This is a genomic window from Flavobacterium poyangense, from assembly GCF_011751075.1.
Lineage (GTDB): Bacteria > Bacteroidota > Bacteroidia > Flavobacteriales > Flavobacteriaceae > Flavobacterium > Flavobacterium poyangense.
On sequence record NZ_JAALLN010000001.1, the window covers coordinates 843,825 to 869,598 of the forward strand.

A 25,774-nucleotide genomic window follows, 5' to 3' on the forward strand; every position below is an offset into this window, starting at 1 on the left:
CTCGACTTTCGACTTAAAAAGAGGTTTTAAAACCAAACAACATGAAAATTAATACCGCCGAATTTATTGTCAGTAATTCTGATGTTACAAAATGTCCTCAGGATTTTTTGCCGGAATATGCTTTTATCGGCAGATCAAACGTTGGTAAATCATCTTTGATTAACATGATTACCAATCATAAAAACTTAGCCAAAACATCAGGAAGACCGGGAAAAACGCAATTAATTAATCACTTTAAGATTAACAACAATTGGTTCCTTGTCGATTTACCGGGTTATGGTTATGCTAAAGTATCTAAAAAAACAAAATCGGTCTTTCAGCAATTTATAACAGACTACTTTGAAACGAGAGAACAACTGGTTTGTGCCTTTGTTTTAATTGATATTCGCCATGAGGCTCAAAACATCGATATTGAATTTATGTCTTATATGGGTGAAAGCGAAATTCCGTTTTGCATCATCTTTACCAAGGCAGACAAAATCAGTAAAGTAAAAATTGATTCTCATGTCGCCGCATACAAAAAGCAAATGTTCGCCAACAACTGGGCCGAAATGCCACAGTATTTTGTGACCTCTTCTACAGAAGCTATCGGAAAAGAAGAACTTTTATCTTATATAGACGAAGTAAATCAGGAAGTTTTCAAAAGCAATAACGGGTTTTTGAATTCCTTTTAAAATTACAAATCACTTTTAGAAAATTCCAATACAAAAATTCCAAATTCCAACCTTAAATTGGAATTTGGAATTTTTGTATTGGGATTTATTCCCCTTCCTCTCAAATCCCCTCGGGATCATCAATTGAATCAAGCGATTCTGTTTCTTTGATTTTTATTTTATCATTTAAAGATCTCCATTCTTTAAATATTAAAAACTGATACAAAATATAAAACAAAGAATTAAAGAACCACAAATCAAGTACAAATGGCTCGGTAAAAATTACGGAATCGGTATTGCCACTCAAAAAAATACTCAGGCTACTGGCCAGATAAATTACCAGTCCATTACAGAAATACAAATAATTATGTCTTTCGGATTTAAAATTCTTAATGAGAAAAATTAGCGAATATATAATTAGCAATAGTGACGTAGAACCAATTTCAAACAAATTAAACTCCCAATAAAGACCAGGCCTCTTATAATATTGTACACTTAGCGAAATCAAAACCACTATCAGAAAAAACAGTATTACTCTCTTTAAAATCACACTCGAGAATAAAGTATAAAAAAACATACTTAAACCAATAAACTGAAAAATAAAATAATAGTGAGAAAGAAAGAAATTAGATCCCGGGGCAGAAAAACCAATAATATTACAGCATAATTCCTGCACAAACAAAAGAATCAAATAAAACGTAATTATACGATATAACACATCCTTATTCTTTCGTGTCCTGTAAAAAAGAATACTGTTTACCAATAAAAAAAACAATCCTACAAGGCTTACAATAAATGGAAATAGCATACTCTTAAAGTTTTCTTTGACTAATCAACTATACCAACTGCAAACTAAATATATTATAAAGTTACTATTAAAATTCCAAATTTCAAATCCCAAATTCCAAGTTCCAAATCAACAACCGATGTCATCCTGAGCGAAGCCGAAGGACAAATTCCAAATCAACAACTAATGTCATCCTGAGCGAAGCCGAAGGACAAACTCCAAATCAACAACCAATGTCATCCTGAGCGAAGCCGAAGGACAAATTCCAAATCAACAACCAATGTCATCCTGAGCGAAGCCGAAGGACAAACTCCAAATAAGCAAAAATCCCAAATTCCAACCTTAAATTTTAATTTTAGGATTGGAATTTGGGATTTAAATTTTGGAATTTTAAGCTTTCCTTATTTCGTCAGATCCAGTTTTTCTGCAAAATAATCACAGAAATCTTTCATTGTATCTGCCATTTTCTCGTCATCTGTAGCACGTTTAAAAGTATCCGACATAGCAACCAAAGTCTGGTGAAAGAAAATTTTCATTTCATCAACCGGCATATCTTTGGTCCATAAATCGATTCGCATGGTTTCTTTGGCCTTACTGTCCCAAATAGACAACATAATCGCTTTAGCTTCTTCTGCCTGAACACCACCGTCCTGAGCGCTCCATGTTAATCTTTCCGGAACACGGTTTTCGTCTAATTCTATATTGAATTTAATTTCTGAGTTTATTGTATTTGACATTATTTCTTAGGTTTATATTTTGACTTTTCGAAAATTTCTTTTGCATTTATTTTTAATAATTCCGGCAGTGTCGTTTTATTGTTTTTCATATAAGAACGCACCATTTGCCAGCCGATCCAGGCTCCCACTCTTCCCGGTGAATCATTATCGATTTCAAGAAAGAATTTTGAAAACGGAGCCGGTGCAATAAAACGGGTATTTAGTTTCGGATCATCACTGTAGAGCACTTCATTTTCTATAAAATAACGCCACATATAACTTTCGTTTTCTTCACACCATTTTATTTGTTCGGGTGTATACCCCATTTTTTCCGCATCTGTGTAGTTTGGCAAAAGCAGATCTTTTGCATACAGTTGTTTTCCTTCAAAAATCATCTGAGCAAGCAAACTGCGATCCGGTGAAGATGGAATTTTTCTGAAAGCAAAACTGGAAACCACGTCCGGCATAATTTGTCTTTCTTCGAAATTCTGTTTCAGATAATTTGGAAATTCATAAAACTTATGTTCTTTTCCCAAATACAGCTCCAAAGACACTATAACCAGACTATCAGCATAAATTGCTTTGGCTGTATAATCCATTTCTGCAATTACAGTGATTACTTTAGGCGTTTTGACTTCAGGAAAATAATACTTTATATGCTGAAACAAACCATTAAACTCTTCTCGTACCGGTTCAAAATTGGCGTATTTTTTCTGCACTTCCGTATATACTTCTCTCCAAATCGGATCCTGCATCTTTTTCAACCATACAGCATCTTCGTTACCGGGAGGAAAAAAGAAAGGATACTGTCTTTTTACTTTAGCTAAATCCTCAGGTTTGGTTTCAAAAAATACTTTATCAAAACGCTCTACTTTGATATCAACAGGAATTTCTTCAACTTCTTTTTCGACTTTACTTTTTTGATCACAAGACAAAAAAAACAAGCACAGAAGTAGGACAAAGCGATAAATTTTCATTTTATTTTAATTAGATTTGTGTTGCTGGACTTCAAGCATTATTCATACTTAAAAATAATGCTGCAAATATACTCCTGTATCTTAAAACTTGACCTAATTATGACTAAAAAAAGCACTATTCAGACAGAAAAAGTAAATACTTATATTGTAGAGTGGCTAAAAGATTACGCTAATAAAGCAAAAGTAAACGGATTTGTAATTGGAATTTCCGGTGGAGTGGATTCTGCGGTTACTTCTACCTTATGTGCTCAGACAGGTTTGAAGGTTTTATGTGTTGAAATGCCAATTCATCAGGCAGAGAGTCAAGTTTCAAGAGGAAGAGAGCATATTGAACAATTAAAAAAACGTTTCCCAAACGTCTCCAGCACCCAAACAGATCTGACAGCAGCTTTTGAATCTTTTAAAAATGCTGTTCCTAAAACAGAAGATGAAGCCAAAGTAAACTTATCATTAGCCAATACACGTGCTCGTTTGCGCATGACCTCTCTGTATTATTTAGCAGGAATTCACGGACTTTTAGTTGCCGGAACAGGAAACAAAGTAGAGGATTTTGGCGTAGGATTTTATACCAAATATGGCGATGGAGGAGTCGATTTAAGTCCAATTGCCGACCTAATGAAGTCTGATGTTTACGCTCTTGGAGCATTTTTAGCAATTCCGGAGTCAATTTTAACAGCTGCACCAACAGATGGATTATTTGGCGATAATAGAACAGATGAAGACCAATTAGGAGCCAGTTACGATGAACTCGAATGGGCGATGTTGGCCTCCGAGTCAGGAAATACGGCAGCTGACTTCACAGGGAGGGAAAAAACCGTGTTTGAAATTTATAAACGTTTAAACACCAGCAACAAGCATAAAATGGATCCAATTCCGGTTTGTTTAGTGCCAAAAACGTTAAAATAAAACTTTTTAACATTTAGCATCAATTAATTACAGAATTTATTTATTAATTTTACCGTTCCAAAAAACATGAACAATTCTAAAAAGGTAAAATTATGATTAAAGTATGTCTAGCAGACAATCATCCTGTTACGCACTTTGGCGTTAAGTCTTATTTCAAAGACCACGATCAAATTTCAATTGTTGCCAATGTCGGCAATTTTTCAATGGTTAGAGATATTCTTCAAACGAAGGAGATTGACATTCTAATTCTGGATTTAGAATTAGAAGGACTTTCAAGCATCTTTGAGGTAAAATCTATCCTGAAAAATTTCCCAAAGACAAAAATTGTGATTTTCAGCGATCTGGCTGAACAAATGTATGCTCCAAATGCTATTAAAGCAGGAGTTTCCGGTTATGTACACAAAACAGAAAAACTTGAAACATTAGGTCTTTCTATTATTAAAGTACAAGAAGGAAAAATTATTATCAACGAAACAGTTCGCAAAAACATGGCACTTATTGCTAAACAAAGCAAAAGCGAACGTCTTTACAGAAAACTTTCGAATCGTGAAATTGAGGTTTTACGTTACTTAAGTGATGGTAAGAAAAACAATGAAATCTCTAAAATCTTAAATCTGAACGAAAAAACGATCAGTACTTACAAACTGAGATTATTGACAAAATTAAATGTCACTAATCTGGTTGACTTAGTCAATAAGGCTAAGACTTTAGAAATCATTTAATGGTATCGCGACATTACTCTTCCCAATTTTTTCGAAAAAGAATGAACTAATTTTGAGTAATCAACGATCGCTGACAAAAGCTCTGTATTATCTGAATTTTCAGGTCGTATAGAGCTTTTTAATTCTTCGATAATACGATCAACCAGATACCATCTCATTGACATGATCGTTTCCGTAACATATTGCTCGATACTGGCTTGTTTCTCTTTGGCAAAAATATTCTGCCCCTCCCAATTGTGCAACGTTACTTTTTCGTCTTCCATCAGAATATCTGTTACTTCCTGTGCAAATTCGGGTTTTAATCGCATTAAATATTGCTCTAAACTAAACTTATCGTTCTGATTGTAAAAAGCAATCAGGTCAGTAAAAATATTTTGGAATAACACATTCGAAAGCTCTACCTCATCTTCCTGCAGACTCAGATAAATTCGCTCGAATACCTTATACTGTCTCTTTTCAGAAACCGTTACAATCTCACCTTCCTCGTTACTTTTCAAGTGAACATCTTCAAACAATTCCGTTTTATCTCCGTAAAGCAACAGGATTTCAATTACTTTTCGCTCTAAACGATACAAAATATCGACTTTACCGGAGGATAGAGATGGCGGCTGTTCCATATCTCCCGGAAAAGTAGGATCGTCGTAATATCTGGGATCATCAGGCGGATAATCATTTCGATGAACCTCAAAAGCTTTTTGCTCTTGTTTTTGTTTTTTATTGGTATCCGAAATTTCTTTTTGAGTAATCTGCGCAAGCGTACTCACCAGTACCTGCTCCGAAATATCCATAATTCTGGCACATTCCTGCGTATAAACTTCACGCTGAATACGATCCGGAATTTTAGAAATACTAGTCACCATATCCCGAATCAAATCGGCTTTTTTTATAGGATCGTTTTTAGCATCTTTCATCAGAAGCGATGCCTTAAACTGTATAAAATCTTTGCTGTTTTCCTCTAAATAAGCCACTAACTCAGCATGCGAATTTTTTCTGGCAAAACTGTCCGGGTCTTCCCCATCAGGAAAACCACACACCCTAACATTCATTCCTTCTTCCAGAATCAAATCGATTCCACGAATAGAAGCTCGTAATCCGGCAGCATCTCCATCAAAAAGAACCGTAATATTTCTGGTCAGACGATTGATTAATCTAATCTGATCCGGTGTTAAAGCCGTTCCCGAAGAAGCAACAACATTTTCGATTCCGGCCTGATTGAACTGAATTACATCTGTATATCCTTCAACCAAATAACAATTGTTTTGTTTGGCTATAGCTTGCTTTGCCTGAAAAATTCCGTAAAGGACTTTACTTTTATGGTAAATATCACTTTCCGGTGAGTTCAAATATTTAGCGGCTTTTTTATCGTTGGTTAAGATACGTCCGCCAAAACCCAAAACACGCCCTGACATGCTCTCAATAGGAAACATTACACGCCCTTTAAAACGATCAAATGGACGATCTTCTCTCGGAATTGTCAAACCGGTACTCTCAAGAAATTCGAGTTTGTATCCTTTCCCCAAAGCTTCTTTGGTCAAGGCATCCCAGGTTTCCGGCGAATAGCCCAGACTAAACTTTTTGATCGTTTCATCGGTAAAACCTCTTTCTTTAAAATACGAAAGTCCAATTGCTTTACCTTCTTCTGAGTTTAAAAGTGTTTTATGAAAATATCCTTTGGCAAATTCTGAAACCAAATACATGCTTTCACGAACATCCGTAATTGCTTTTTCGGCATCACTTTGCTCGGTTTCTTCAATTTCTATATTGTACTTTCTGGCCAGATATCGAATAGCTTCCGGATAGGTAAACTGAGAATGTTCCATCAGAAATTTAACCGAATTCCCTCCTTTTCCGGTACTAAAATCTTTCCAGATTCCTTTTGCAGGCGACACCATAAACGACGGAGAGCGCTCATCTGAGAAAGGGCTCAGTCCTTTAAAATTACTTCCTGCCCGTTTTAAATTAACAAAATCGCCAATAACCTCCTCTACACGAGCAGTTTCAAAAACAGTATCAATTGTATTTTGTGAAATCAAAACGTAATATATTTTAAAAATTTGAAGTCAGTAAAAGTACATAAATCAATCTTTAAATTTGAGGAATTTCCATAAAAAAAGCGCCTCTTTTAAGGCGCTTTCCGATTACGAAACTTAATCACATACTTAATTCAAATCAAAACGTAATCCTAGTGAGATATTATTCTCTTTCACTAAATTGTCTCTAAATAAAGGATTCAAATCGTATTTCAGATACAAACTTATATCGCGATATCCGATGTAAGAACTTAAACCGTAAATAAAATTATTAACATTATAATCTCCTTTTATAGTCGTTTTATATTTTAAATCTTCTTCCTCAAATTTTAGAATCTGTTTCGATTTTACATTAATTCCTGCGTAACCTCCAACACCAAATCGGAAACTTTTGTGGGTTCTGAAATAGGTTTTCCCATCTTTGACTTTTGGTCTGCTAAAATCAAATTCTAAATGTACCGGCAAAACGATATAGACATTTCTAAAACGGGATTCTCTCAAATTTATCGCATTAACTTCCAGATTAGTCTGATCTCCGTCTACTACAAAACTATTATTCTTTGTCGGACGAATGTTATTATACATCAAAGACAAACCGTATTTAGCATGCAATAAATTATCGTTTTTCATTAGCCTTGTGTTATAAGTAAAACCCCATTCGTAAAAATGTGAGCCTCCAAAGTTGTACTTATCATCCTGAAGCTTCCCGTCAACCATCATATTATTTAAACCCGCCGCAAATACAAACTGAGAAGTTGTTCTTTTCTCACCGCGAATCGAATCACGATCCTTCTTTTTAGGATCCCAACGAATCACATAAATATGCGACGAATCCTGCTCTTTGATTTTACCGTCTACTTTTTGCTGTACTAAATCGTTAAGTTCACTCTGCGCCAAAGTCACTTTTTCTTCAATGATAACCGCTCTAGCTTCTGCCAATTCTTTTTTGCGCTTATCCGCCTGTTCCTGTGTGATCTTCCCTTCAGACAACTGAACGTTTACAACTTCAACTTCTTCTTTTAGAAGTGCCTTTTGTTCTTTGGTAATCTTTTCTATTTTTCTGGCAATACTTGCCGCTTTAGACTCAAAAGTCTCCTGCCCCAGTACTTTACTTACGAATAAGAAAACCAGGATAACGAGGTAAAGGGTAAAATTTTTCATGATTGTTTTTTTAGTGATTGATTGATTTTTGATTGATGATTGTTGATCGCTCCGCCAGTTAGGGCAAAGCAATCGTAAGATGATTTGTTTATTCCTGTTGATTTCGATTTGCCAAAGCCACTTTTACAGTTTGATAGTTTTTATTCACTTTCGTAATTACTTTTTCTCTAAACGAAAGTTCCAATTCACCATCGACCTGATGAAGTAAATCATCTGCATTGATTTTTATTTTGGCTTTTGGTTTAGTTGAATTCTCGGCAACAACTGTTTTTTCTGCAGAAATTAACAGCTCTTCTGCCGTTTGTCCTTTCGGCATTTCTTTAGCAAATCTTTGATGATTGATTGATTCTGATTGTTGATTGATGATTGAAGACTCCGCTATTTGATTTGACTCCTTTTTAATGGTTTTATTTGAAATTTGATTTTGCTCTTTTTCTTCTTTATTTACCGTTTCTTTCTGAGTTTCTTCAGCAACAACCGCTTCTGTTTTTAATGGCTCGACAGTATTTGGAACAGACTTATCAATCGAATCCTTTTTAATTTCTTTTTCGACAACTACTGTTTTTGGCGTTTTAATTGTCTTTTGATTAAAAAAGAACATTCCCACCAAAAGAAATCCAACAACACTTGCTGCAACATACAGTCCTTTTCTGTTTTTCTTTACTGATTTCTTTTCTTCAGCCACACTCAACATCGCATCCAATCGATCCCAGGCTTTGTCGCTTGGTTCAATTTTGCGTTGATTTAGTTTCTCACGGAAATCCTTTTCAAAATTATTCGGTTCCATTGTCTTGTTTTTTTACTTTCTTAATTTGTGTTTGCAGCATTTTTCTGGCATGCGATAATTGCGATTTCGATGTCCCTTCATTAATCCCTAACATCTTCGCAATTTCATGGTGTTTGTACCCTTCGATTGCATATAAATTGAAAACCATTTTATAACCATCCGGTAAAGCGTCTATTAAAAACTGGATCTGATCTATTGAAAACTGACTGTCTATGGCATTAAAACTTTCTTCCACATAAATTTCGTCCTCAACAAATTTTACTTTTTTCTGAACTCTTAAATACGAAATACATTCGTTGACCATAATCCGGCGAATCCAGCCTTCAAAACTTCCTTTGTGCTCAAATTTGTTCAGATTGGTAAACACTTTCATAAAAGCGGTAATCATTACATCTTCTGCCAACTGAATGTCTTTTATATATTGTCTGCAGACACTTAGCATTTTTGGAGAAAACCGACTGTAAATCTGCTGCTGTGCTTGTCGATTATTTTCGACAGCCAACTTTATGATTTTGGTTTCTTCCTGATGTAACTGAATAATTTTCATTTATAAGCGTTCCGGTTTTGTTTTGAAATAGTCTTCTATTAGCATAGACGACTGAAGTTGTAAAATGGTTGCACAGAGGTAAAAAAAATTAAATTCCAAATTGTTTAAATCTCAAATTCTAACCTTATATTGCTTATTTTCAAAGGAATAAGCATTATAAAAAAATCTAATTTTTTTTTCTTTACTACCATAATTCACTCCCAAAGTTAGTCTTAGAATTGTAAACTACTTCATAATTTGGTATTTTTGAGTAAAATCCTCACTCTTCTTCTGTAAAAGATGAGAACGTTTGTTAATCTTCAAAAAGAAATACTTCTAGATCCTATGAAAAATAGTACCATTCAAAAAGTAACACTGGACGATATTGATCCATTACAGAAAATTGGAAAACAAACTTTTTCTGAAACCTTTTCCGGAGACAACTCTGAAGAAGACATGACTAAATATTTAGAGGAACATTTTTCAATAGAGAAATTAACCGACGAATTGAACAACAAAGATTCTGAATTTTATTTCGCTATTCTTGACGGTACTGTAATTGGTTATTTAAAACTAAACTTTGGCGAATCTCAGACCGAGTTAAAAGATTCTAAAGCGTTAGAAATTGAAAGAATTTATGTGACGAAAGAATTTCACGGACAAAGTGTGGGACAACTATTATATGAGAAAGCTATTGAAATCGCAAAACAAAAAGAAGTCGATTATATCTGGTTGGGGGTTTGGGAAGAAAACAAAAGAGCGCTTAGCTTCTATACCAAAAATGGTTTTATAGCATTTGACAAACATCTTTTTGTTTTAGGAAATGATGAGCAAACAGATATTATGATGAAATTAAATTTAAAAAAATAACTACAGAACAATTATCTGATTAATTCAAGGTATCGGTTGTAGGGTGTGAAATGTGAGATGTGAGATGTAAGTCTAAAAAAGTAATTACAGAAACAATTATCTAATTAAAAAACTTATTTCTTTCTCTCAATAACATAATTCACCATCAAAGTCAAAGCGGCTTTGTATTCGGAGTCTTCAAAATTTTGGAGTAATGCCAATGCTTCCTGTTGAAATTCGACCATTTTGTTTTCGGCGTAAGCCAACCCATTATGCTCTTTTACAAAAGCAATTACTTCCTTAACGCGTTTTTTATCTTTGTTGTGGTTTTTGATTGAGTTTATCACCCACTTTTTTTCCTGCGGTGTACAATTATTTAGCACATGAATTAAAGGCAAGGTCATTTTTTGTTCTTTAATATCAATTCCGGTAGGTTTTCCGATAGCTTCTTCGCTATAATCAAATAAATCGTCTTTGATTTGAAAAGCCATACCGATAAGCTCCCCAAACTTGCGCATATTTTCTACCTGGACATCGTCTTCAATTACCGATTTTGCACCAAGAGCACAACAAGCTGCAATAAGTGTTGCGGTCTTCTTTCGGATAATTTCGTAATAAACATCTTCGGTAATATCGAGTCTTCGGGCTTTTTCGATTTGAAGTAATTCTCCTTCACTCATTTCGCGAACCGCAACAGAAATAATTCGAAGTAAATCAAAATCACCATGATCAATAGAAAGCAGTAATCCTTTTGAGAGTAAATAATCCCCCACTAAAACAGCAATTTTGTTTTTCCAAAGCGCATTGATAGAGAAAAATCCACGACGGCGATTACTGTCATCCACCACATCATCATGTACCAAAGTCGCTGTATGAATAAGTTCTATTACCGATGCTCCGCGATACGTTCTCTCGTTTACGGTACCTCCGGAAACCATTTTTGCGGTCAGAAAAACAAACATAGGGCGCATTTGCTTTCCTTTGCGGTTTACGATATAATACGTAATACGGTTCAGTAATGCGACCTTTGAAGTCATCGATTCATGGAACTTTTTTTCAAAAAGTTCCATCTCGTTAAAAATGGGCTGTTTTATTTGAGAAGTAATATTCATTTCGATTCCAAATATACTATTTTAAACCCGTTGGTTGCAATTATTTTTTAACACATAGATATATTTTGAAAACAAAGCTTGCCACAACTCGAGCGATAGCGAACAGGTGAAGCAATTGCACGAATTTTCACGAATTATTTTTTATACTAAGAAACAATCACTTTAATTCTTTTAATCTGTGGCTAAAAAAATTGCCCCTGATTGTACTGATTTAAGGGATTTTTTTTCTAATTCAATAATCGTGTACTGGTTCATAGTTTAGCTATGCGATAGAAATGTGTTTCTTTTTTACACTCTTTGTATAAATAAAATCAACAGTTCTATATGTTAAGTCTAATCTTTACGACCCAAGCGAAGAGAATTAGGGAAGTGATTTCCCTTAACAGCTTATTTAAATAAAAAACGCACTATACTTAAAACTTGTATATCAACATTTTATATACTACTTTTAGAATTCACAAAAGTAAACCCGACAACATTCTGTATTCGGAATACCTTTTGAGCACAGATTATTAATCTGTCTGAATTCCCCCATAGTAAAATCAAAACCTTTTTGCCCAAAAAAAGCATTAAAAACAGATCTGAATCTCGTCTTTAATGCTTTTATTTTATATCGCTAAAAAACTATCCTTCTTTATTGGCCAATTGTCCGCAGGCGGCATCAATATCTTTTCCTCTGCTTCGACGTACTTTTACTACTACTCCGATATTCTCCAATGCTTTTATATAAGCTACTATAGATTCTTCTGAAGCCTGTTGAAATTCTCCATCGTCTATTGGATTATATTCAATTAAATTTACCTTACACGGCACATATTTACAAAACTTAACCAAGGCATCAACTGAGGCTTTGTTGTCGTTGATTCCTTTCCAAACGACATATTCGTACGAAATTTTGCTTTTGGTCTTTCTGTACCAATATTCTAAAGCTTCACGCAAATCTGCCAGAGGGAAATTTTTACTAAAAGGCATGATTTTGGCGCGAATTTCATCAATAGCGGAGTGCAAGGAAACTGCTAATTTGAATTTCACATCGTCATCGGCCATTTTTTTAATCATTTTCGGGATTCCGGATGTCGAAACCATGATACGTTTTGGCGACATTCCCAGACCTTCTGTAGAAGTAATCATATCGATTGCTTTAATGACATTGTTGTAATTCATTAAAGGCTCTCCCATTCCCATAAAGACAATATTCGACAGGGGATGATTGTAATACAAACGACTTTCTTTATCGATAGCCAAAACCTGATCGTAGATTTCTCCCGGTTCCAGATTTCGCATTCTTTTTAATCTTGCTGTAGCACAAAAATTGCAATCTAAACTGCAACCCACCTGGCTCGAGACACAGGCTGTTGTTCGGGTTTCGGTAGGAATCAAAACCGATTCTACCACCAAGCCATCGTGTAAACGAACTGCATTTTTTACGGTTCCGTCGCTACTGCGTTGCATGGTATCTACCTTAATGTGGTTGATCACAAAATTATTCTCCAACATTGCCCTTGTGGGTTTTGCCACATTGGTCATATCCTCAAAACTGTGTGCTCCTTTGCTCCATAACCATTCATAGACCTGGTTGCCACGGAAAGCTTTGTCATTATTAGCGACAAAAAAATCCCGTAATTGCTCTTTTGATAAGGCTCGTATGTCTTTTTTCTCGATTTGCATGGTGCAAATTTAAGCACTTTTTTTCATTTTACATTTTACATTTCACATTTTACATTTCACAACTAGCAGCCTGAGTTTATTATATGACTTTAATACTGTTTTAACCATGACTTTTATCATGCCCGTTTTTATGCTTTCCCAATACATTTGATCAAAGAAATAAGGGCAGCTTTTGATTCTGCAAAACCAAATCAAATTGTTGATTTCCTTATTCACAAAGATTAACCAATACATTATAAAAATGGAAACAATTAAATCAATTTTATTGACAGTACTTTTTACAACAGTATCATTACAGCTTAATGCACAGAAAAACTATACTATACTAAAATCTTCTTTTGAAGTTGCCGGAACTTCAACCGTGCACGATTGGGTAATGAAATCTACACAAGGAAGCGGTATCGTAAACTTAACCGTTAAGGATTCTAAACTAACCGACATTAACAACATAGTCATTACCGTAGCTGCCGAGAGTCTAAAAAGCCCTAAGACAAGTATGGATGAAATCGCCTATGAAACCTTAGACACCAAAACATACAAAAATATCAGATATGTATTAAAGTCAGCAAATCAAATAGGCGAAGCAAGCTGGGAATTAATTGGAACTTATACCATTGCTGGCGTGAGTAGAGACTATAAAACCCAGATAAGTACAACAAGCAATAATGGAAATATTACTTTACAAGGATCTAACCAAATTAGTTTTGCCGATTTTGAAATGGCTCCTCCACAAGCTGCACTAGGAATTGTTAAAGCAGGAAAAAATGTAACCATAATGTTCCGTATTACGCTAAGCCAGGAAGGTCATTTGACTACATCCGGTTATTTGACACAAACAAAATAACTACAAAAACGTTTACAGCATGCAGCACAAGTAAAACATACAATTATAATCAGGTTTAGCCCGCGGATCAATTATTACTCATCAAAAAAAGCTTTTATAGAATTTTTAATAAATTTAAAACTTTGGCACAAGAATTGTCTTGCAGTTAAAAAGAAAGATAATCGTACAAAGAGCTCAATTATTTTAAAATTTGTACTTTTATTTTTCGGCTTTATAATCTTTATAATTTATCCATTTAAAAAAACGAATTGATCATGAAAAAACAAATTTTAAGTTTAGCTGTTATTGCATTATTAGCATTTGCTGTACAATCTTGCGGAGACAAAAAAGAAACCAAACCTGAAGAAGAATTAACACTTGGAAACAAGGTAGATTCGTTAACAACTGATCTTGAAGAAGTGAAAGACAGCGCTGTCAGCAAAACAGAAGATGCTGCTCAGGACGTAAAAGATGCCACCAAAAAAGCAACTGAAGATGTAAAAGACGCTACCAAAAAAGCAGCTGAAGACGTAAAAGATGCTACTAAAAAAGGAGCTGAAAAAGTAGAAGCCGCTGCAAAAGCAGCCAAAGACGGGACTGTAAAAACAGCCAAAGAGGTAGATGCTGCTCTAAAAAAATAACAGCTCTTTAAATTCATTACTAAAAGCCATTCGCAACAACGAATGGTTTTTTTATGCGAAAAAGTGACTCAATTTTTTTTGTATTTTTGTGCTTCAACCTTAGAACATCATCATATGCATTTTATATCACAGGAATTAGAGGATTACATCGAACAACATTCTGAAAACGAACCGGAATTATTAGCGAAATTAAACAAGGAAACCTACCAGAAAATACTTTTGCCGCGAATGTTGAGCGGACATTTTCAAGGTCGTGTTCTAAGCATGTTGTCTAAATTGATTCGCCCGGTAAACATTCTTGAAATTGGAACTTACACCGGTTATGCTGCCTTATGTTTATGTGAAGGAATGCAGGAAAACGGACAACTGCATACGATTGATATTAAAGAGGAATTAATTGATTTTCAAAGGAAATATTTTGATGCATCGCCTTGGGGAGCACAAATTTTTCAACATTTGGGAGAAGCCGTTTCTATTATCCCCACTTTGGATATTAAATTTGATTTGGTTTTTATAGATGCAGACAAAGAAAATTACCTGAATTATTGGGAAATGATTGTTCCAAAAATGAATAAAGGCGGTATTATTTTATCTGACAATGTATTATGGAGCGGAAAAGTCCTTGAACCACTGCATCCGAACGACATTAGTACAAAAGTTCTTTTAGAATACAATACACTACTAAAAAACGATTCGAGAGTAGAAACGGTTTTACTGCCTATTCGTGATGGCCTTACCGTTAGCAGAGTATTATAAAAAAGGCGCTAAGGCTCTGAGCCACTAAGATTCTAAATTTTCTTCCGATCGAAAATAAGCAGAAGTCTTTACCTCTTTTTACTTTACTAGTATGTATCATTTCGGCGAAAGAGCAATTACATATATTGTATTATGAACACTGCTCATAATTACCTGTCCCAGACAAATTAACGTTAGTCCGGTCTGCTATTTTTTTCGCATTTCAAGTAATACTACATTTAAATTATTAACAACCCCATCATTAAAAAATAATAAGGTGATCTTTTATTAAGATCACCTCATTATTTTCATCATTCTTTAATAAATCGATCAGCAATGTTTTTGATCCTTATAACATAGATGCCATCAGGTAAAGTTCTAACATTAATCTGTCCGGTTTGAGTTATGCCGGACAACTTTTCCTGCCCACTGATATTAAAAATTTTATATTCTTCGTTTTCTACATTGTGAACATTCAATATCTCTTTTACAGGATTAGGATATATACTAATACTTTGAGACTTTTCCGGCTCTTCTCCAACAGCGATGCTCCTAAGCTCTCTTTTAAGTAGCCTCAAATCTTCCACCGTGACGTTGGGTACTATATCAATTTTGTCATCTGTTAACGTTTGAATGGTATATAAATCTTCAAAATCAGTTTTGATTGTATTTCTAATTACTCTGGCCTGACCCGGGGTAAACATAAATTGGCAACTTATATTAACATCCATTATATTCTCTATTTGTCTTCTCACCCCATTACACTGAATAGGAGCATTACAATCTTTATAATCTGGTATATCAACCGTTTCCCCAGGCGGCGCCAAGGCCGCCGGGGGAGTATCGCTAATTCTATCGTTCGAACCTGTACAACCACCTAAAAAAGTGTGATCCAGGCCAAAATAATGCCCCAACTCATGTGCATTAGTGGATACCATACCATCAGCCAGAACAAAAGCAGACTCACTATAAGGTACTATCATCATCTTCTTCATAATAGTCATCATATCATTAATTTCAAAATTTCTGCCAAGCATTACACCTCCAATATCTTTGCCAGACCCAGTCGTAATAGCCGATACATATTTAATAAGCACTTCATTCTTATTTACATCCGAAAAATCAACATCATCATCTTTGCCATAATTAGATATTTTACTAAAGTCATATGTCCCTTTTGATCCTTTGCGAATAGTAACATTAATATCTCTGAAAACTACTCTGGGATTACCAATTTTTGTACCTGCATTTAGCGCCCCTTCCGATAAAGTTCTACCAGTCTTGGCGGTATATATCTTATTTGTCCAATCAAATGATTTTGTTATCAGATCTTCGTAAAAACTAACCGGCTTATTATGTTCCGGTGCTTCATAAACCTGAACATTTACTTTATTGATAATCAAATAATCATACTGTTGTCTTGCTATTTTTTTCAGGTTACTGTTTTCGTCCAGTGCAGGTACTCGTAAATCTATCAAAGTAGCATCTTTCATTGTAATTTTCACCACAACAGGATGATGCTCTGCATTAACCAATATATCCTTGTCTATTTCCTGAGAACAGGATGAACTTGCAAGACCCCAAGACTGGAGCCAGGTCCAGGCCCAGCCTCCGCAATTCAATGTAAACGCATTCATCGATCTGGCTCCCATTGTTTTGATATCATCGGAAGGAATTATAAAATTCTTTAATTCCCCCTCATTGTAGTAATAGAAAGCCAAATCTCTTACGCTTTTTGAAAACGAGTCTGGTGAACTTTGCGTAATCTCGACTTCATAGATGACTCTGGGCTGCCATGTTTCACGATCAACCCTCACTGACTGTAATCCGTTCAGACGTTTACCGTCATAGGCAAAAACTTCAATTTTGATGTAACCTCCTGATTTATCTATGATTCCCTTAATGCCGCTCTCATAACTGTTTTTCCAACTATAAAGTCCTTTGTAATATACTGTCGATAGATCAGTATCATTACTATTGTCTGTCATAGGATTTGCAGACCAGAAAATCTTCTCTCCGACTACTTTAATATCGTTTCCCGGATAACTGACAACACCACTGCCTTCTATGCGTTGCGCATATACACTACTGCAAAAACAATATATCAATATAAAAACCTTTCTTGCCATAATTTATGATTGATTAAAATTCTTAAAGTCTGTAATAACTCTTAGTCTATCTAGAGTAAAAATCAAACTGAAAGCTTATTAAAAAAGTTATTCAAAAGCATTATTTATTTTCTTTAATAAATCGATTTATTTTTCTAATGCTTCTATCCTCTTATTCAATTTTTCTATTTCTTTATTTTGGTCAATGATATGAAGAGGCAACTCTTCAACATTTTGCAAAAGACCTTCATTAAAAGCATGTATTTTATATCCCTTTTCATTTACTTCTTTCTCCCAAGCTATACCGGGAAGGTGTTTATTCTCTTTACTAAAATCTTCTAAAACATTTAAATCCATTTTTTTTATCATCACTTTCAAAAACAACATCCTTCCAACTGGATTTAGGAATAAGATTCAAATCAGCTGCTAAAATTTGTTTTTCAACAAACAGGGAGCATTCACTTTTAATATCATTTCCTAATTTCGGTATGTCCCTCTATATTTTTAGATTCACCAATATAGGTTTTACTACCAATTGTTAAAACAAATCTGTTTACCGGATTATCTGCATTTATTGCCTCCTGCGCCAGATCGAAAGCCCATATCCATTATAAGCGGAAACATCATCATCAATCCAGTGAGCCTCAATATTATAATACGTATGGTCATGCCGAACATCTGTAACTAAAGTTCCATAATTGAAATACTCCTCCTGACTGTAGCCTAAATTAACCGATAATAATACTGCCATAAAAAGGATTAGTTTGGTCCCGGATAGTTTTCCATAATTTTCTAATACATAATTTACATTTTTCATACTATTAATTTTTATTAATTAAACCTCTTTGTAAACCATCTGTCGCTTGGCCTTTAAAATAACTTTTAACTTACATTTACTACAAAATTAATAAAAAAAAACTTATAAAAATTATTTTTGCATTCTAAATTATAACTAAACCCAAAATCTTTTACTAAACAACATCTAATCGATTTATTGCGTATTAACTTCTTTATATGGTAGTCAATTACATCAAATAAAATCCAGGGCACCAAATTAAAATGTGTTAACCCGATTGTCATCATCCGGAACAACCCTACGACAAAAAAATCTACTATCTATTCGTGACAGATTGAAGGCTAGCGGAGAATGAATTACCACCAACTTTAGCTAGGGAAATATATTTTAAGAAATATAAAGAGGCTTTTGCCAAATTATCCGGTAGTTTAATTCGGCTAAAACCTTATCTTTAACTCCATTTTACCCTTCAGCTAAAGCTGAAAGCAATTCAACAATAAAAATGCAACCAATCCTAAACCAAATCTTCTCCAATAAAAAACTTAGTGCCTTAGTATCTTAGAACCTCCAATACTATTTTACCGACAACTAAAGACAGAGAAAATTCAAGCATAATTTTTAAAGATGAACTACAATACCGAAATAAATTCTGAAGGCTTTGCAATCATAAACAATGTTTACAATGAATTTGAAATCGAAAAATTAATTTCATTAATTGAAAATGTGACCGGAAATAATTTTGAAAATGCCACTTTTAGAAAATCTCAGGATTTATTTGCCATTAGACAATTTCATAAAGAGATTCCGGAAACCTTAGAATTTATCTTTAATCAAAACTTAAAGAATATTATCGAAAGTACTTTCGGAGAAGGCTTTTTTATAACCAAATCAATCTATTTTGACAAACCCGAAAAATCGAACTGGTTTGTTGCTTATCATCAGGATTTAACTATTTCTGTTAACAAAAAAATAGAGATCGAAAATTTCGAAAACTGGACTGTAAAACAAAATCAGTTTGCTGTTCAGCCTCCTAAAGAGATCCTTGAGAATAACTTTACGATAAGAATTCATATCAACAAAACCACAAAAGAAAATGGTGCTTTGAAAGTGATAAGAAACTCGCACTCTAAAGGCATTCTAAGAACCGAAAATATAAAAGTGGAAGACGAAACGATTTGTGAAGTTGAAAAAGGCGGTATTATGATCATGAAACCTTTACTTTTTCATGCTTCAAACAAAACAACAAATAACGAAAGAAGACGAGTTATTCATATCGAATTCAGCAATCAACAGCTTCCGGATGGTTTGGAATGGAGTGAGAAAGGTTTAGTAAACAACTAAATTTTCTTTAGAATCTTTTGAGCTTAGCCAACAATCATCTATCTGAATTTTATACCTCTGTTGAAACAAGAAACTATTCGCAATTGCATCATCATTCTAAATGATATTCCTTTGTTTATACACAGAAAACAGGCTCTATTAATTGCCTCCTGCTTCAGTTGGAGGTATTTGATAAGAGAATAAGGAAAAAGGCTTTAGCCAAATTAGCTGAATGTTTTGGCTAAAGCCTTTAATTATGGAATTTCATTTTCCCTCCCGCTGAAGCAGGAGGCAATTGATAAAAGAGAATAATTCTGAACTTAGTTTTATAATGCATTTTTCCGGGTGCTGAAATATAAAAAAGCTTTTTTACCCATACAAAACAAAATATCAACAAGTTAACAAACACCAAAATAAAACAACTTTAAAATTTCTCCCATTTGAACATGCAAAATTCAATTACCATTAGCTTCACCCAAAACTCTTTCCGCTTGCGCGATGTGCCTTTGGTTATGGTAAATTACAATTCTAAATGTATCTCCCAGTTTCAAGCGTATCCCTTTTGAGATACTGATCGCTGTTTTTGTTTTAGCAAGGCTCACCACTCTGGCTTGATTCAGTAATTCAAGCATCTCAATTTGTTGATTGATAAAATCGTCAATAACAACTTTATCAAGTTTACTGTTTATAGGATTCATGCTCTTAAAAGTTTTCATTTTATTGAGCTTCTCTTTGGGCAGCATACTTTTTGCAAAATAATTTCCGAGCCAGCCACTTTTAAAATAATCTTCCTGCTTTGAATTGTTTTTCTGTATTTGCCCGGTAATTTCAGGAAGGTAAAACCTACCATATAAATTAAGATGCTCCAAACATTCCAGAATACTCCAGCTTTTAGAATTTATTCTGTAATTAAGCACTTCATTACTTTCTGCTTTCAGAGCCTCAGCTTTGCTCATAATCTGGTGTGTACACCCTATTAGATCCTTTATTAAATCCTCCGATTTTATAGTCATATCGCTAATTTTTGACAAAGTTCCACAACTTTTGATTGGAAAGTATTGATTGAAATCAACGTTTTTTTAGTCTCGACAACGTTTCGGGACTCATCCTTAAATAATTTGCAATATGCTTGTTTGGAATTTCCTGAAACAGCTGTGGACTTCTTTTTAGCACTCGCTCAAAACGTTCTTTGGGTGAACTGGTCAGGATGTCTTTCTCCCGCTCTATTTGCTGAAGAACAAGATCTTCCATAATTTTAACCCAAAGCCTGAGATTCTCTTCGTTCCGGTTAACAAAATCCATAAATCCTTTTTTTGGAATAACCTTTACCACCGTCTTTTTTATCGCCTGAATATAAAAATCCGATGGACTCTCAGACAAAAACGAATCTATCGAAACCACTATATTGTTTTTATATCCAAAACGAATGATTCGCTCTACAGCATCATCAAGCACAAAAATTCGCAGACTGCCTTCTTCTATATAATAAATATTAGTATCAACGCTTCCTTTAACTTTCAGGAATTCATTGCGTTCAATGGTAATTGTTTTTTCAACCAGATTGTTTTGTTGTATCAAATGTATGAGATCACCGGTTTTCATAGATAGTAACACTGTTTAGCAGGATCAATGTAGTTCTTTTTATTTATACAAAAACCCAATGCACCTAATTAATTCAAGTTGCTAGTTGCAATAGTATAAAAAAAGCAAAGACACAAAGGCTTTAGCCGAAGCTGCAAGAAGTTTAGCTAAAGCCTCTTTATTATTAATCAATTCTCTACCTCCAATTAAAATTGCAGATAATTCAAATAAATTCCCTGCATACAGACAACCTTAGCCTTTCAGATTTTGTGTTAAATTTCTTTCAATTGAAATATTTTTTTGTAGTTTTAATGTGTAAATACCACACATATAGTTTCCAATTAAACGAATAACAGTAAAAAACATTTCATTTTTTACATTTATCCCACCTACCCACACATCAAACTTACATTAATTAATACTACTTTAAATATGTTTTCAACTCCATTTTTATTTAGACTCGCCAAAGTAATTTCTGCCGGAGCAATTGGAATTATGTCATTATTTGTTTTTATTGGAAATACAACAGACTATTGTACCAACTACCTGTTTGTAGAACATGTCCTCAAAATGGACACTATTTCTCCTAATAGTGCGCTACAGTACAGAAGCATCAATAGTGTTCCGATATACCATACGGCATACATTATCATTATTATCCTCGAAGCCTGTATGACGTTCTGTTGTCTGAAAGGAGTGTTTTTACTTTTAAAAAACCTGAGAAGCAACACTGAAATATTTCATGCCAGCAAAAATTGGGTAATTGCCGGTATAATTATAGGTATTATCATCTGGTTCCTTGGATTTGAAGTAATTGGTGGCGAATGGTTTGCCATGTGGCAAAGCCACAGTTGGAACGGTCTAAATGCCGCAGAAAGAATTGTGACCTTTTTGACTCTGGCGCTTATACTGTTACAGTTCAAAGAAGAATAATAATGTGAGGTTGTTAAACAAAAAAAAACATTTCCATTACACCTAGCCAGACTATGAGGGCTTAAGTAAGTGAAACGTCTTTTTTTATTTTCAAAGCTATGTCCTGTGCGTTAAAAAAATTACGCCCAACAGACTAACAACTTAGAATCTCAGCATCTAAGAAACTTAACTACTCTTCGTAATTAACCCGGAAAATACCTGGGTTTCAGTTTTCGATATCCCAAATAAATCAAGGATCCAAAAACAGCTCCAACGAAATAGCCCGTAAGAATGTCTCCCGGATAATGCAATCCCAGATAAATTCGGCTATAAGCGAAAACTAACGGCCATAAAAACAGGAAACCCAAATATTTAAAATGGCGTTTTAAAACCAAATATAAAAAAGTCGCTACAGCCATTGTATTGGCAGCATGACCAGAGAAAAAACTAAATGATTTTCTAACCTGAACAACACGAATAAACGAGTTGATATCAGGATTGTTACAAGGGCGTAAACGCTGAACGGTATTTTTAACCAAATTCGTAGTCTGATCTGTAAACGCGATTAAAACCGCTATAAAAAGAAGTAAATACAAAGTTTGTTTTCCTCCTATCTTTTTATAAATAAGATAAAAAATAAGCAGAAAAAGAGGAGTCCAATTTAATTGGTTGGTGATAATCAACCATAACTTATCAAATGTTTCAGAGCCTAAACCATTCAGATACACAAAGAGATTGGTATCTAATTCTTGTATTTTTTCGAGCATTATCTTTGGCGTTTTACAGGTCCTGAGATAGAATCAATATCTTCTTTTACTTTTTCGATTTCATTGGTTGTATCGCCAAGTAAAGTATTGGTATCTCCCAATAAATTAGTTTTCGCATTGTTGATTTCAGCATTGATATTTCCGGTGATATCCGTCAAAGATTTTGCATCAAGACCATTGGCCTCTGCTCCTTTTTGAATTTCACTTTTAATGTCATTTGTAGCATTTTTTAATTGCGCCATTGCTTTACCCATTGTACGAGCGATTTCGGGCACTTTATCTGAACCAAAAAGCATTAGTACTATAAACAGTATGAAAATTAATTCTCCTCCACCTATACCAAACATATCTTTTATTTTTGTGTGGCTACAAAGATATTAAAATTTGCAGCTAAGCGTTTTAAAATTTACTTAAAAAAGAACACTTGAGTATTCTTTATTTTAACCGCAAGGTGAGCAAAGTTTTTGTTTGCCTTAAACGCAAAGGAGTTTGAAACGCTTTAGACGTAGGGCACTATTTTTGCTTGCAGAGACGCAAAGGCGCAAAGTTCTTTTTTATACACGCAGATCTAGCAGATTAAGCCGATATTTTTGCTCTGTGATTTCGATAAAAACGATCTAAATAAATCTGCTAGATCTGCGTAAAAAAATTTCTCTGCCAACATCGGTAGCGTAAAGTTTCTCTCGCAGATTTGCTTCACCTGTACGCTATATCGCTCGGGTAGCAAATTACGCTGCTATTTTTGCTTTGTGGTCCCACTAAAACAATCTAAAAAAATCTGCCAGATCTGCGTGAAAAAAAATCACTTCGAACACAAGAGTCTGCAAAGAAACTTCTTCGTCTAAAACGCAAGGTTCGCAAAGCTTTTTTATAAAATCTTTGCGAACCTTGCGTAAATCTTTGCGCCCTTTGCGGTTAAACTTTTTAGTTCTTAATCAAATTTTGATTTTACCTCTACTTTTGGCCAGGAGTTATTGCTTACATCAATATCAGCGGTCATTAATTTTGGATCGATCTGTATACTTTTGATTGCTTTTTCTGTTGCATATACTTTTTTAGCAGTATCATTATTCTTTCTCCAGATTTGAGCCGGATATTGGAAATTTTGTTTTGAACCATCTTCATAAGTGATTTCAACCAAAATAGGCATAATCATTCCGCCCGGTTTATTAAACTCTACTTCGTAAAAATACTTAGGCGTTTTTAAACCTGCTTTTTCCTCTGCGGTAAAAGTCTGATCTACATAATCTGCCAATAGTTTTACTTCTTCTACTTTTAAAGCTTTTTTCTTAGAGGCACTTACCTCGGCATTATCGCCTGCTACCAGGTAAACAAACGGTCCTTTCTCAAATCCGAAACGGCCTTTTCTCACTTTTACATCTTTGATATCTGCTGTTGGAGTATCAGAAACATAATATTGTTTTACCTCATTAATTCCGATATCTACAAAATCAGTTGAATAAAACCATCCTCTGAAAAACCAATCTAAATCAACTGCAGAAGCATCTTCCATCGTTCTGAAAAAATCTTCAGGAGTCGGGTGTTTGAACTTCCATCTGTTGGCATAGGTTTTAAAAGCATAATCAAACAACTCTCTTCCCATCACTACTTCTCTTAAGATATTAAGTCCTGTAGCCGGTTTTCCGTAAGCATTATTACCAAATTGATGAATCGTTTCAGAATTAGACATAATAGGCTCTAAAAACTTCTGATCTCCACTCATATAAGGAATGATATTTTTTGCAGGACCACGTCTGGAAGGAAATTTAGGATCCAGTTCCTGTTCTGCCATATATTGCATAAAGGAATTCAAACCTTCATCCATCCAGCTCCATTGGCGCTCATCTGAATTCACAATCATTGGGAAAAAGTTATGGCCTACTTCGTGAATTACGACCCCAATCATTCCGTTTCTAACCTCTTTGCTTACTACGCCATTTTCATCAGGACGACCATAGTTCCAGCAAATCATCGGATATTCCATACCCTGATCTTCTGCCGAAACAGAAACCGCTTTTGGATAAGGATAATCAAAAGTATGAGCAGAATAACTCTTTAAGGTATGTGCAACAGTTACCGTAGAAGTTTCCCCCCAAAATGGATTTGCTTCTTTTGGATATACTGATTCTGCCATTACCACTTTATTATTTAATTGTACAGCCATGGCATCGTAAATGAATTTTCTCGACGAAGCAATTCCAAAATCACGTACATTTTTTGCGCTGAATCTCCATGTTTTTTTCTTTTCAGAAAACCCTTTTTCCGCAGCTTCTGCCTCAGCTTGTGTGACAATTACAACCGGCTTATCAAATGATTTTTGAGCCTGTTCGTAACGCTTCACTTGTTCTGCAGTAAAAACTTCACTTCTGTTCATTAACTCTCCTGTTGCGTTGATCACATGATCTGCAGGAACTGTAATATTCACATCAAAGTTTCCGAAAGGCAAAGCAAACTCTCCACCACCCCAGAACTGCATATTCTGCCAACCCTCTACATCATTGTAAACAGCCATTCTTGGATAAAACTGAGCAATTACATATAATTTGTTTCCGTCTTTTTCAAATAATTCATAACCGGAACGACCTCCTCCTTCTTTACGGTAGTTATTGATATTATACCACCATTTTATTGCAAACGAAATTTTCTCTCTCGGTTTTAAAGGAGTAGCCAGATTAATACGCATCATCGTTTCGTTGATCGTATACGACATTGCGTTTCCTTTCGCATCTTTAACCTGCTCGATGTTGAAACCACGCTCTAAATCTTTCTTTAAATACTTGCTCGAAAAACCATCAAGTGGTAGTACCTGATTTATTTTTTCGCTTTCCGCCAAAGAAGTCTGCGTATTAGCTTTAGCCTGATTCTGATCTAACTGAATCCATAAATATTCTAAAGTGTCCGGAGAGTTATTAGAATACGTAATAATTTCAGAGCCTGTTAATTTTGATTTTTTATCATCTAATTCTACATCAATTTTGTAGTCTGCCTGTTGCTGATAATAAGCCGGTCCCGGTGCTCCGGAAGCGGTACGAAACATATTGGGTGTAGCCAATAAATCGTACATTTGGCTAAATTTGTTCGTATCGTATTTACCTTGTTGTTTTGGAGCAACCGTTGTTGTTTTTTCCTGCGCTATCAACATAGCCGGAAAAAGCAATAATACCGAAAGTTTTTTCATAAATGTTTTTGGTTTTCTT

The 25,774-nt window shown here is 34.6% G+C and carries 25 protein-coding genes; 9 read left to right on the top strand and 16 right to left on the bottom strand.

Going from position 1 to position 25,774, the window contains the following annotated elements:
• Positions 1-41: 41 nt before the first annotated feature.
• Positions 42-674, top strand: coding sequence for a ribosome biogenesis GTP-binding protein YihA/YsxC (gene yihA, locus G3A47_RS03375; RefSeq protein WP_166920413.1), 633 nt, complete (start codon positions 42-44; stop codon positions 672-674).
• 1,167 nt (positions 675-1,841) lie between these two features.
• On the opposite strand, the gene gldC is transcribed toward yihA, so the two are convergent.
• Both gldC and gldB read right to left on the bottom strand, forming a co-directional pair.
• Entirely contained in the window at positions 1,842-2,177 is a 336-nt protein-coding gene (gene gldC / locus G3A47_RS03380) for a gliding motility protein GldC (RefSeq protein WP_166920415.1), read from the bottom strand.
• Positions 2,177-3,133 carry a gliding motility lipoprotein GldB gene (gldB, locus tag G3A47_RS03385; protein ID WP_166920416.1) on the bottom strand — a complete coding sequence of 319 codons (957 nt, stop codon included), beginning with the start codon at positions 3,131-3,133 and terminating at the stop codon, positions 2,177-2,179. Before gldB ends, gldC begins: the two co-directional genes overlap by 1 nt.
• Positions 3,134-3,232: 99 nt before the next feature.
• On the opposite strand from gldB, the gene nadE reads away from it, so the two are divergent.
• Together nadE and G3A47_RS03395 are read left to right on the top strand one after the other, a co-directional pair.
• Entirely contained in the window at positions 3,233-4,039 is an 807-nt protein-coding gene (gene nadE / locus G3A47_RS03390) for an NAD(+) synthase (protein ID WP_166920418.1), read from the top strand.
• Between the two features lie 92 nt (positions 4,040-4,131).
• Positions 4,132-4,761, top strand: a complete 630-nt coding sequence (locus G3A47_RS03395) for a response regulator transcription factor (RefSeq protein WP_057123745.1) — start codon at positions 4,132-4,134, stop codon at positions 4,759-4,761.
• Here the strand turns inward: G3A47_RS03395 and dnaG are convergent.
• From dnaG to G3A47_RS03415, 4 genes are all read right to left on the bottom strand, one after another.
• The gene (dnaG, locus tag G3A47_RS03400; protein ID WP_166920420.1) at positions 4,758-6,794 is read right to left on the bottom strand and encodes a DNA primase; all 2,037 of its coding nucleotides are present in this window, start codon (positions 6,792-6,794) and stop codon (positions 4,758-4,760) included. The two genes, G3A47_RS03395 and dnaG, sit on opposite strands and share 4 nt — an antisense overlap.
• Positions 6,795-6,920: 126 nt before the next feature.
• Positions 6,921-7,952 (bottom strand): porin family protein, encoded by a 1,032-nt coding sequence (locus G3A47_RS03405; protein WP_166920422.1) that lies wholly within the window; start codon positions 7,950-7,952, stop codon positions 6,921-6,923.
• An 88-nt stretch (positions 7,953-8,040) separates the two neighbouring features.
• Complete coding sequence (locus tag G3A47_RS03410; protein ID WP_166920424.1) at positions 8,041-8,739, bottom strand: hypothetical protein; 699 nt, start codon at positions 8,737-8,739, stop codon at positions 8,041-8,043.
• Positions 8,726-9,286, bottom strand: a complete 561-nt coding sequence (locus tag G3A47_RS03415; protein WP_166920426.1) for an RNA polymerase sigma factor — start codon at positions 9,284-9,286, stop codon at positions 8,726-8,728. Before G3A47_RS03415 ends, G3A47_RS03410 begins: the two co-directional genes overlap by 14 nt.
• A 324-nt stretch (positions 9,287-9,610) precedes the next feature.
• On the opposite strand from G3A47_RS03415, the gene G3A47_RS03420 reads away from it, so the two are divergent.
• Positions 9,611-10,135 (top strand): GNAT family N-acetyltransferase, encoded by a 525-nt coding sequence (locus G3A47_RS03420; RefSeq protein WP_166921008.1) that lies wholly within the window; start codon positions 9,611-9,613, stop codon positions 10,133-10,135.
• Between the two features lie 113 nt (positions 10,136-10,248).
• Here the strand turns inward: G3A47_RS03420 and G3A47_RS03425 are convergent, their stop codons facing one another.
• Both G3A47_RS03425 and rlmN read right to left on the bottom strand, forming a co-directional pair.
• Entirely contained in the window at positions 10,249-11,226 is a 978-nt protein-coding gene (locus G3A47_RS03425; RefSeq protein WP_166920427.1) for a polyprenyl synthetase family protein, read from the bottom strand.
• Between the two features lie 624 nt (positions 11,227-11,850).
• A complete protein-coding gene (gene rlmN, locus G3A47_RS03430) occupies positions 11,851-12,894 on the bottom strand; it encodes a 23S rRNA (adenine(2503)-C(2))-methyltransferase RlmN (RefSeq protein WP_166920429.1) in 1,044 nt (347 codons plus the stop codon).
• Between the two features lie 241 nt (positions 12,895-13,135).
• Between rlmN and G3A47_RS03435 the strand changes: the two genes are divergently transcribed.
• From G3A47_RS03435 to G3A47_RS03445, 3 genes are all read left to right on the top strand, one after another.
• The gene (locus tag G3A47_RS03435) at positions 13,136-13,738 is read left to right on the top strand and encodes a YceI family protein (RefSeq protein WP_166920431.1); all 603 of its coding nucleotides are present in this window, start codon (positions 13,136-13,138) and stop codon (positions 13,736-13,738) included.
• 254 nt (positions 13,739-13,992) lie between these two features.
• On the top strand, positions 13,993-14,358 hold the full coding sequence (locus tag G3A47_RS03440; protein WP_166920432.1) for a hypothetical protein: 366 nt from the start codon (positions 13,993-13,995) through the stop codon (positions 14,356-14,358).
• 114 nt (positions 14,359-14,472) lie between these two features.
• Entirely contained in the window at positions 14,473-15,114 is a 642-nt protein-coding gene (locus tag G3A47_RS03445; RefSeq protein WP_166920434.1) for an O-methyltransferase, read from the top strand.
• A 290-nt stretch (positions 15,115-15,404) separates the two neighbouring features.
• On the opposite strand, the gene G3A47_RS03450 is transcribed toward G3A47_RS03445, so the two are convergent.
• The 3 genes from G3A47_RS03450 to G3A47_RS03460 form a co-directional block, all read right to left on the bottom strand.
• Positions 15,405-17,222 (bottom strand): zinc-dependent metalloprotease, encoded by a 1,818-nt coding sequence (locus G3A47_RS03450; protein ID WP_166920436.1) that lies wholly within the window; start codon positions 17,220-17,222, stop codon positions 15,405-15,407.
• A 126-nt stretch (positions 17,223-17,348) separates the two neighbouring features.
• Positions 17,349-17,558, bottom strand: a complete 210-nt coding sequence (locus G3A47_RS03455; RefSeq protein ID WP_166920437.1) for a hypothetical protein — start codon at positions 17,556-17,558, stop codon at positions 17,349-17,351.
• 214 nt (positions 17,559-17,772) lie between these two features.
• Positions 17,773-18,018 carry a hypothetical protein gene (locus G3A47_RS03460; protein WP_166920439.1) on the bottom strand — a complete coding sequence of 82 codons (246 nt, stop codon included), beginning with the start codon at positions 18,016-18,018 and terminating at the stop codon, positions 17,773-17,775.
• A 603-nt stretch (positions 18,019-18,621) separates the two neighbouring features.
• Between G3A47_RS03460 and G3A47_RS03465 the strand changes: the two genes are divergently transcribed.
• Positions 18,622-19,338, top strand: a complete 717-nt coding sequence (locus G3A47_RS03465) for a phytanoyl-CoA dioxygenase family protein (RefSeq protein ID WP_166920441.1) — start codon at positions 18,622-18,624, stop codon at positions 19,336-19,338.
• 434 nt (positions 19,339-19,772) lie between these two features.
• On the opposite strand, the gene G3A47_RS03470 is transcribed toward G3A47_RS03465, so the two are convergent.
• Both G3A47_RS03470 and G3A47_RS03475 read right to left on the bottom strand, forming a co-directional pair.
• Entirely contained in the window at positions 19,773-20,330 is a 558-nt protein-coding gene (locus tag G3A47_RS03470; protein ID WP_166920443.1) for a DinB family protein, read from the bottom strand.
• A gap of 55 nt (positions 20,331-20,385) precedes the next feature.
• The gene (locus tag G3A47_RS03475) at positions 20,386-20,919 is read right to left on the bottom strand and encodes a Crp/Fnr family transcriptional regulator (RefSeq protein ID WP_166920445.1); all 534 of its coding nucleotides are present in this window, start codon (positions 20,917-20,919) and stop codon (positions 20,386-20,388) included.
• A 411-nt stretch (positions 20,920-21,330) separates the two neighbouring features.
• On the opposite strand from G3A47_RS03475, the gene G3A47_RS03480 reads away from it, so the two are divergent.
• Positions 21,331-21,831 carry a DUF2165 family protein gene (locus G3A47_RS03480; RefSeq protein ID WP_166920447.1) on the top strand — a complete coding sequence of 167 codons (501 nt, stop codon included), beginning with the start codon at positions 21,331-21,333 and terminating at the stop codon, positions 21,829-21,831.
• A gap of 182 nt (positions 21,832-22,013) precedes the next feature.
• Here G3A47_RS03480 and G3A47_RS03485 read toward each other — a convergent pair whose 3' ends face one another.
• From G3A47_RS03485 to G3A47_RS03495, 3 genes are all read right to left on the bottom strand, one after another.
• Positions 22,014-22,577, bottom strand: coding sequence for a phosphatase PAP2 family protein (locus G3A47_RS03485; protein WP_166920448.1), 564 nt, complete (start codon positions 22,575-22,577; stop codon positions 22,014-22,016).
• Positions 22,577-22,924 (bottom strand): Sec-independent protein translocase subunit TatA/TatB, encoded by a 348-nt coding sequence (locus tag G3A47_RS03490; RefSeq protein WP_166920450.1) that lies wholly within the window; start codon positions 22,922-22,924, stop codon positions 22,577-22,579. The genes G3A47_RS03485 and G3A47_RS03490 overlap by 1 nt, the downstream gene beginning before the upstream one ends.
• A 584-nt stretch (positions 22,925-23,508) precedes the next feature.
• A complete protein-coding gene (locus G3A47_RS03495; RefSeq protein WP_166920452.1) occupies positions 23,509-25,755 on the bottom strand; it encodes a M1 family metallopeptidase in 2,247 nt (748 codons plus the stop codon).
• Between the last annotated feature and the right edge of the window lie 19 nt (positions 25,756-25,774).

Bases quoted from the DNA above. Each gene is read 5' to 3' on its own strand.
- yihA (WP_166920413.1), top strand. From the start codon at position 42: ATGAAAATTAATACCGCCGAATTTATTGTCAGTAATTCTGATGTTACA.
- gldC (WP_166920415.1), bottom strand. From the start codon at position 2,177: ATGTCAAATACAATAAACTCAGAAATTAAATTCAATATAGAATTAGAC.
- gldB (WP_166920416.1), bottom strand. From the start codon at position 3,133: ATGAAAATTTATCGCTTTGTCCTACTTCTGTGCTTGTTTTTTTTGTCT.
- nadE (WP_166920418.1), top strand. From the start codon at position 3,233: ATGACTAAAAAAAGCACTATTCAGACAGAAAAAGTAAATACTTATATT.
- G3A47_RS03395 (WP_057123745.1), top strand. From the start codon at position 4,132: ATGATTAAAGTATGTCTAGCAGACAATCATCCTGTTACGCACTTTGGC.
- G3A47_RS03405 (WP_166920422.1), bottom strand. From the start codon at position 7,952: ATGAAAAATTTTACCCTTTACCTCGTTATCCTGGTTTTCTTATTCGTA.
- G3A47_RS03410 (WP_166920424.1), bottom strand. From the start codon at position 8,739: ATGGAACCGAATAATTTTGAAAAGGATTTCCGTGAGAAACTAAATCAA.
- G3A47_RS03415 (WP_166920426.1), bottom strand. From the start codon at position 9,286: ATGAAAATTATTCAGTTACATCAGGAAGAAACCAAAATCATAAAGTTG.
- G3A47_RS03420 (WP_166921008.1), top strand. From the start codon at position 9,611: ATGAAAAATAGTACCATTCAAAAAGTAACACTGGACGATATTGATCCA.
- G3A47_RS03425 (WP_166920427.1), bottom strand. From the start codon at position 11,226: ATGAATATTACTTCTCAAATAAAACAGCCCATTTTTAACGAGATGGAA.
- rlmN (WP_166920429.1), bottom strand. From the start codon at position 12,894: ATGCAAATCGAGAAAAAAGACATACGAGCCTTATCAAAAGAGCAATTA.
- G3A47_RS03435 (WP_166920431.1), top strand. From the start codon at position 13,136: ATGGAAACAATTAAATCAATTTTATTGACAGTACTTTTTACAACAGTA.
- G3A47_RS03440 (WP_166920432.1), top strand. From the start codon at position 13,993: ATGAAAAAACAAATTTTAAGTTTAGCTGTTATTGCATTATTAGCATTT.
- G3A47_RS03445 (WP_166920434.1), top strand. From the start codon at position 14,473: ATGCATTTTATATCACAGGAATTAGAGGATTACATCGAACAACATTCT.
- G3A47_RS03450 (WP_166920436.1), bottom strand. From the start codon at position 17,222: ATGGCAAGAAAGGTTTTTATATTGATATATTGTTTTTGCAGTAGTGTA.
- G3A47_RS03455 (WP_166920437.1), bottom strand. From the start codon at position 17,558: ATGGATTTAAATGTTTTAGAAGATTTTAGTAAAGAGAATAAACACCTT.
- G3A47_RS03460 (WP_166920439.1), bottom strand. From the start codon at position 18,018: ATGAAAAATGTAAATTATGTATTAGAAAATTATGGAAAACTATCCGGG.
- G3A47_RS03465 (WP_166920441.1), top strand. From the start codon at position 18,622: ATGAACTACAATACCGAAATAAATTCTGAAGGCTTTGCAATCATAAAC.
- G3A47_RS03470 (WP_166920443.1), bottom strand. From the start codon at position 20,330: ATGACTATAAAATCGGAGGATTTAATAAAGGATCTAATAGGGTGTACA.
- G3A47_RS03475 (WP_166920445.1), bottom strand. From the start codon at position 20,919: ATGAAAACCGGTGATCTCATACATTTGATACAACAAAACAATCTGGTT.
- G3A47_RS03480 (WP_166920447.1), top strand. From the start codon at position 21,331: ATGTTTTCAACTCCATTTTTATTTAGACTCGCCAAAGTAATTTCTGCC.
- G3A47_RS03485 (WP_166920448.1), bottom strand. From the start codon at position 22,577: ATGCTCGAAAAAATACAAGAATTAGATACCAATCTCTTTGTGTATCTG.
- G3A47_RS03490 (WP_166920450.1), bottom strand. From the start codon at position 22,924: ATGTTTGGTATAGGTGGAGGAGAATTAATTTTCATACTGTTTATAGTA.
- G3A47_RS03495 (WP_166920452.1), bottom strand. From the start codon at position 25,755: ATGAAAAAACTTTCGGTATTATTGCTTTTTCCGGCTATGTTGATAGCG.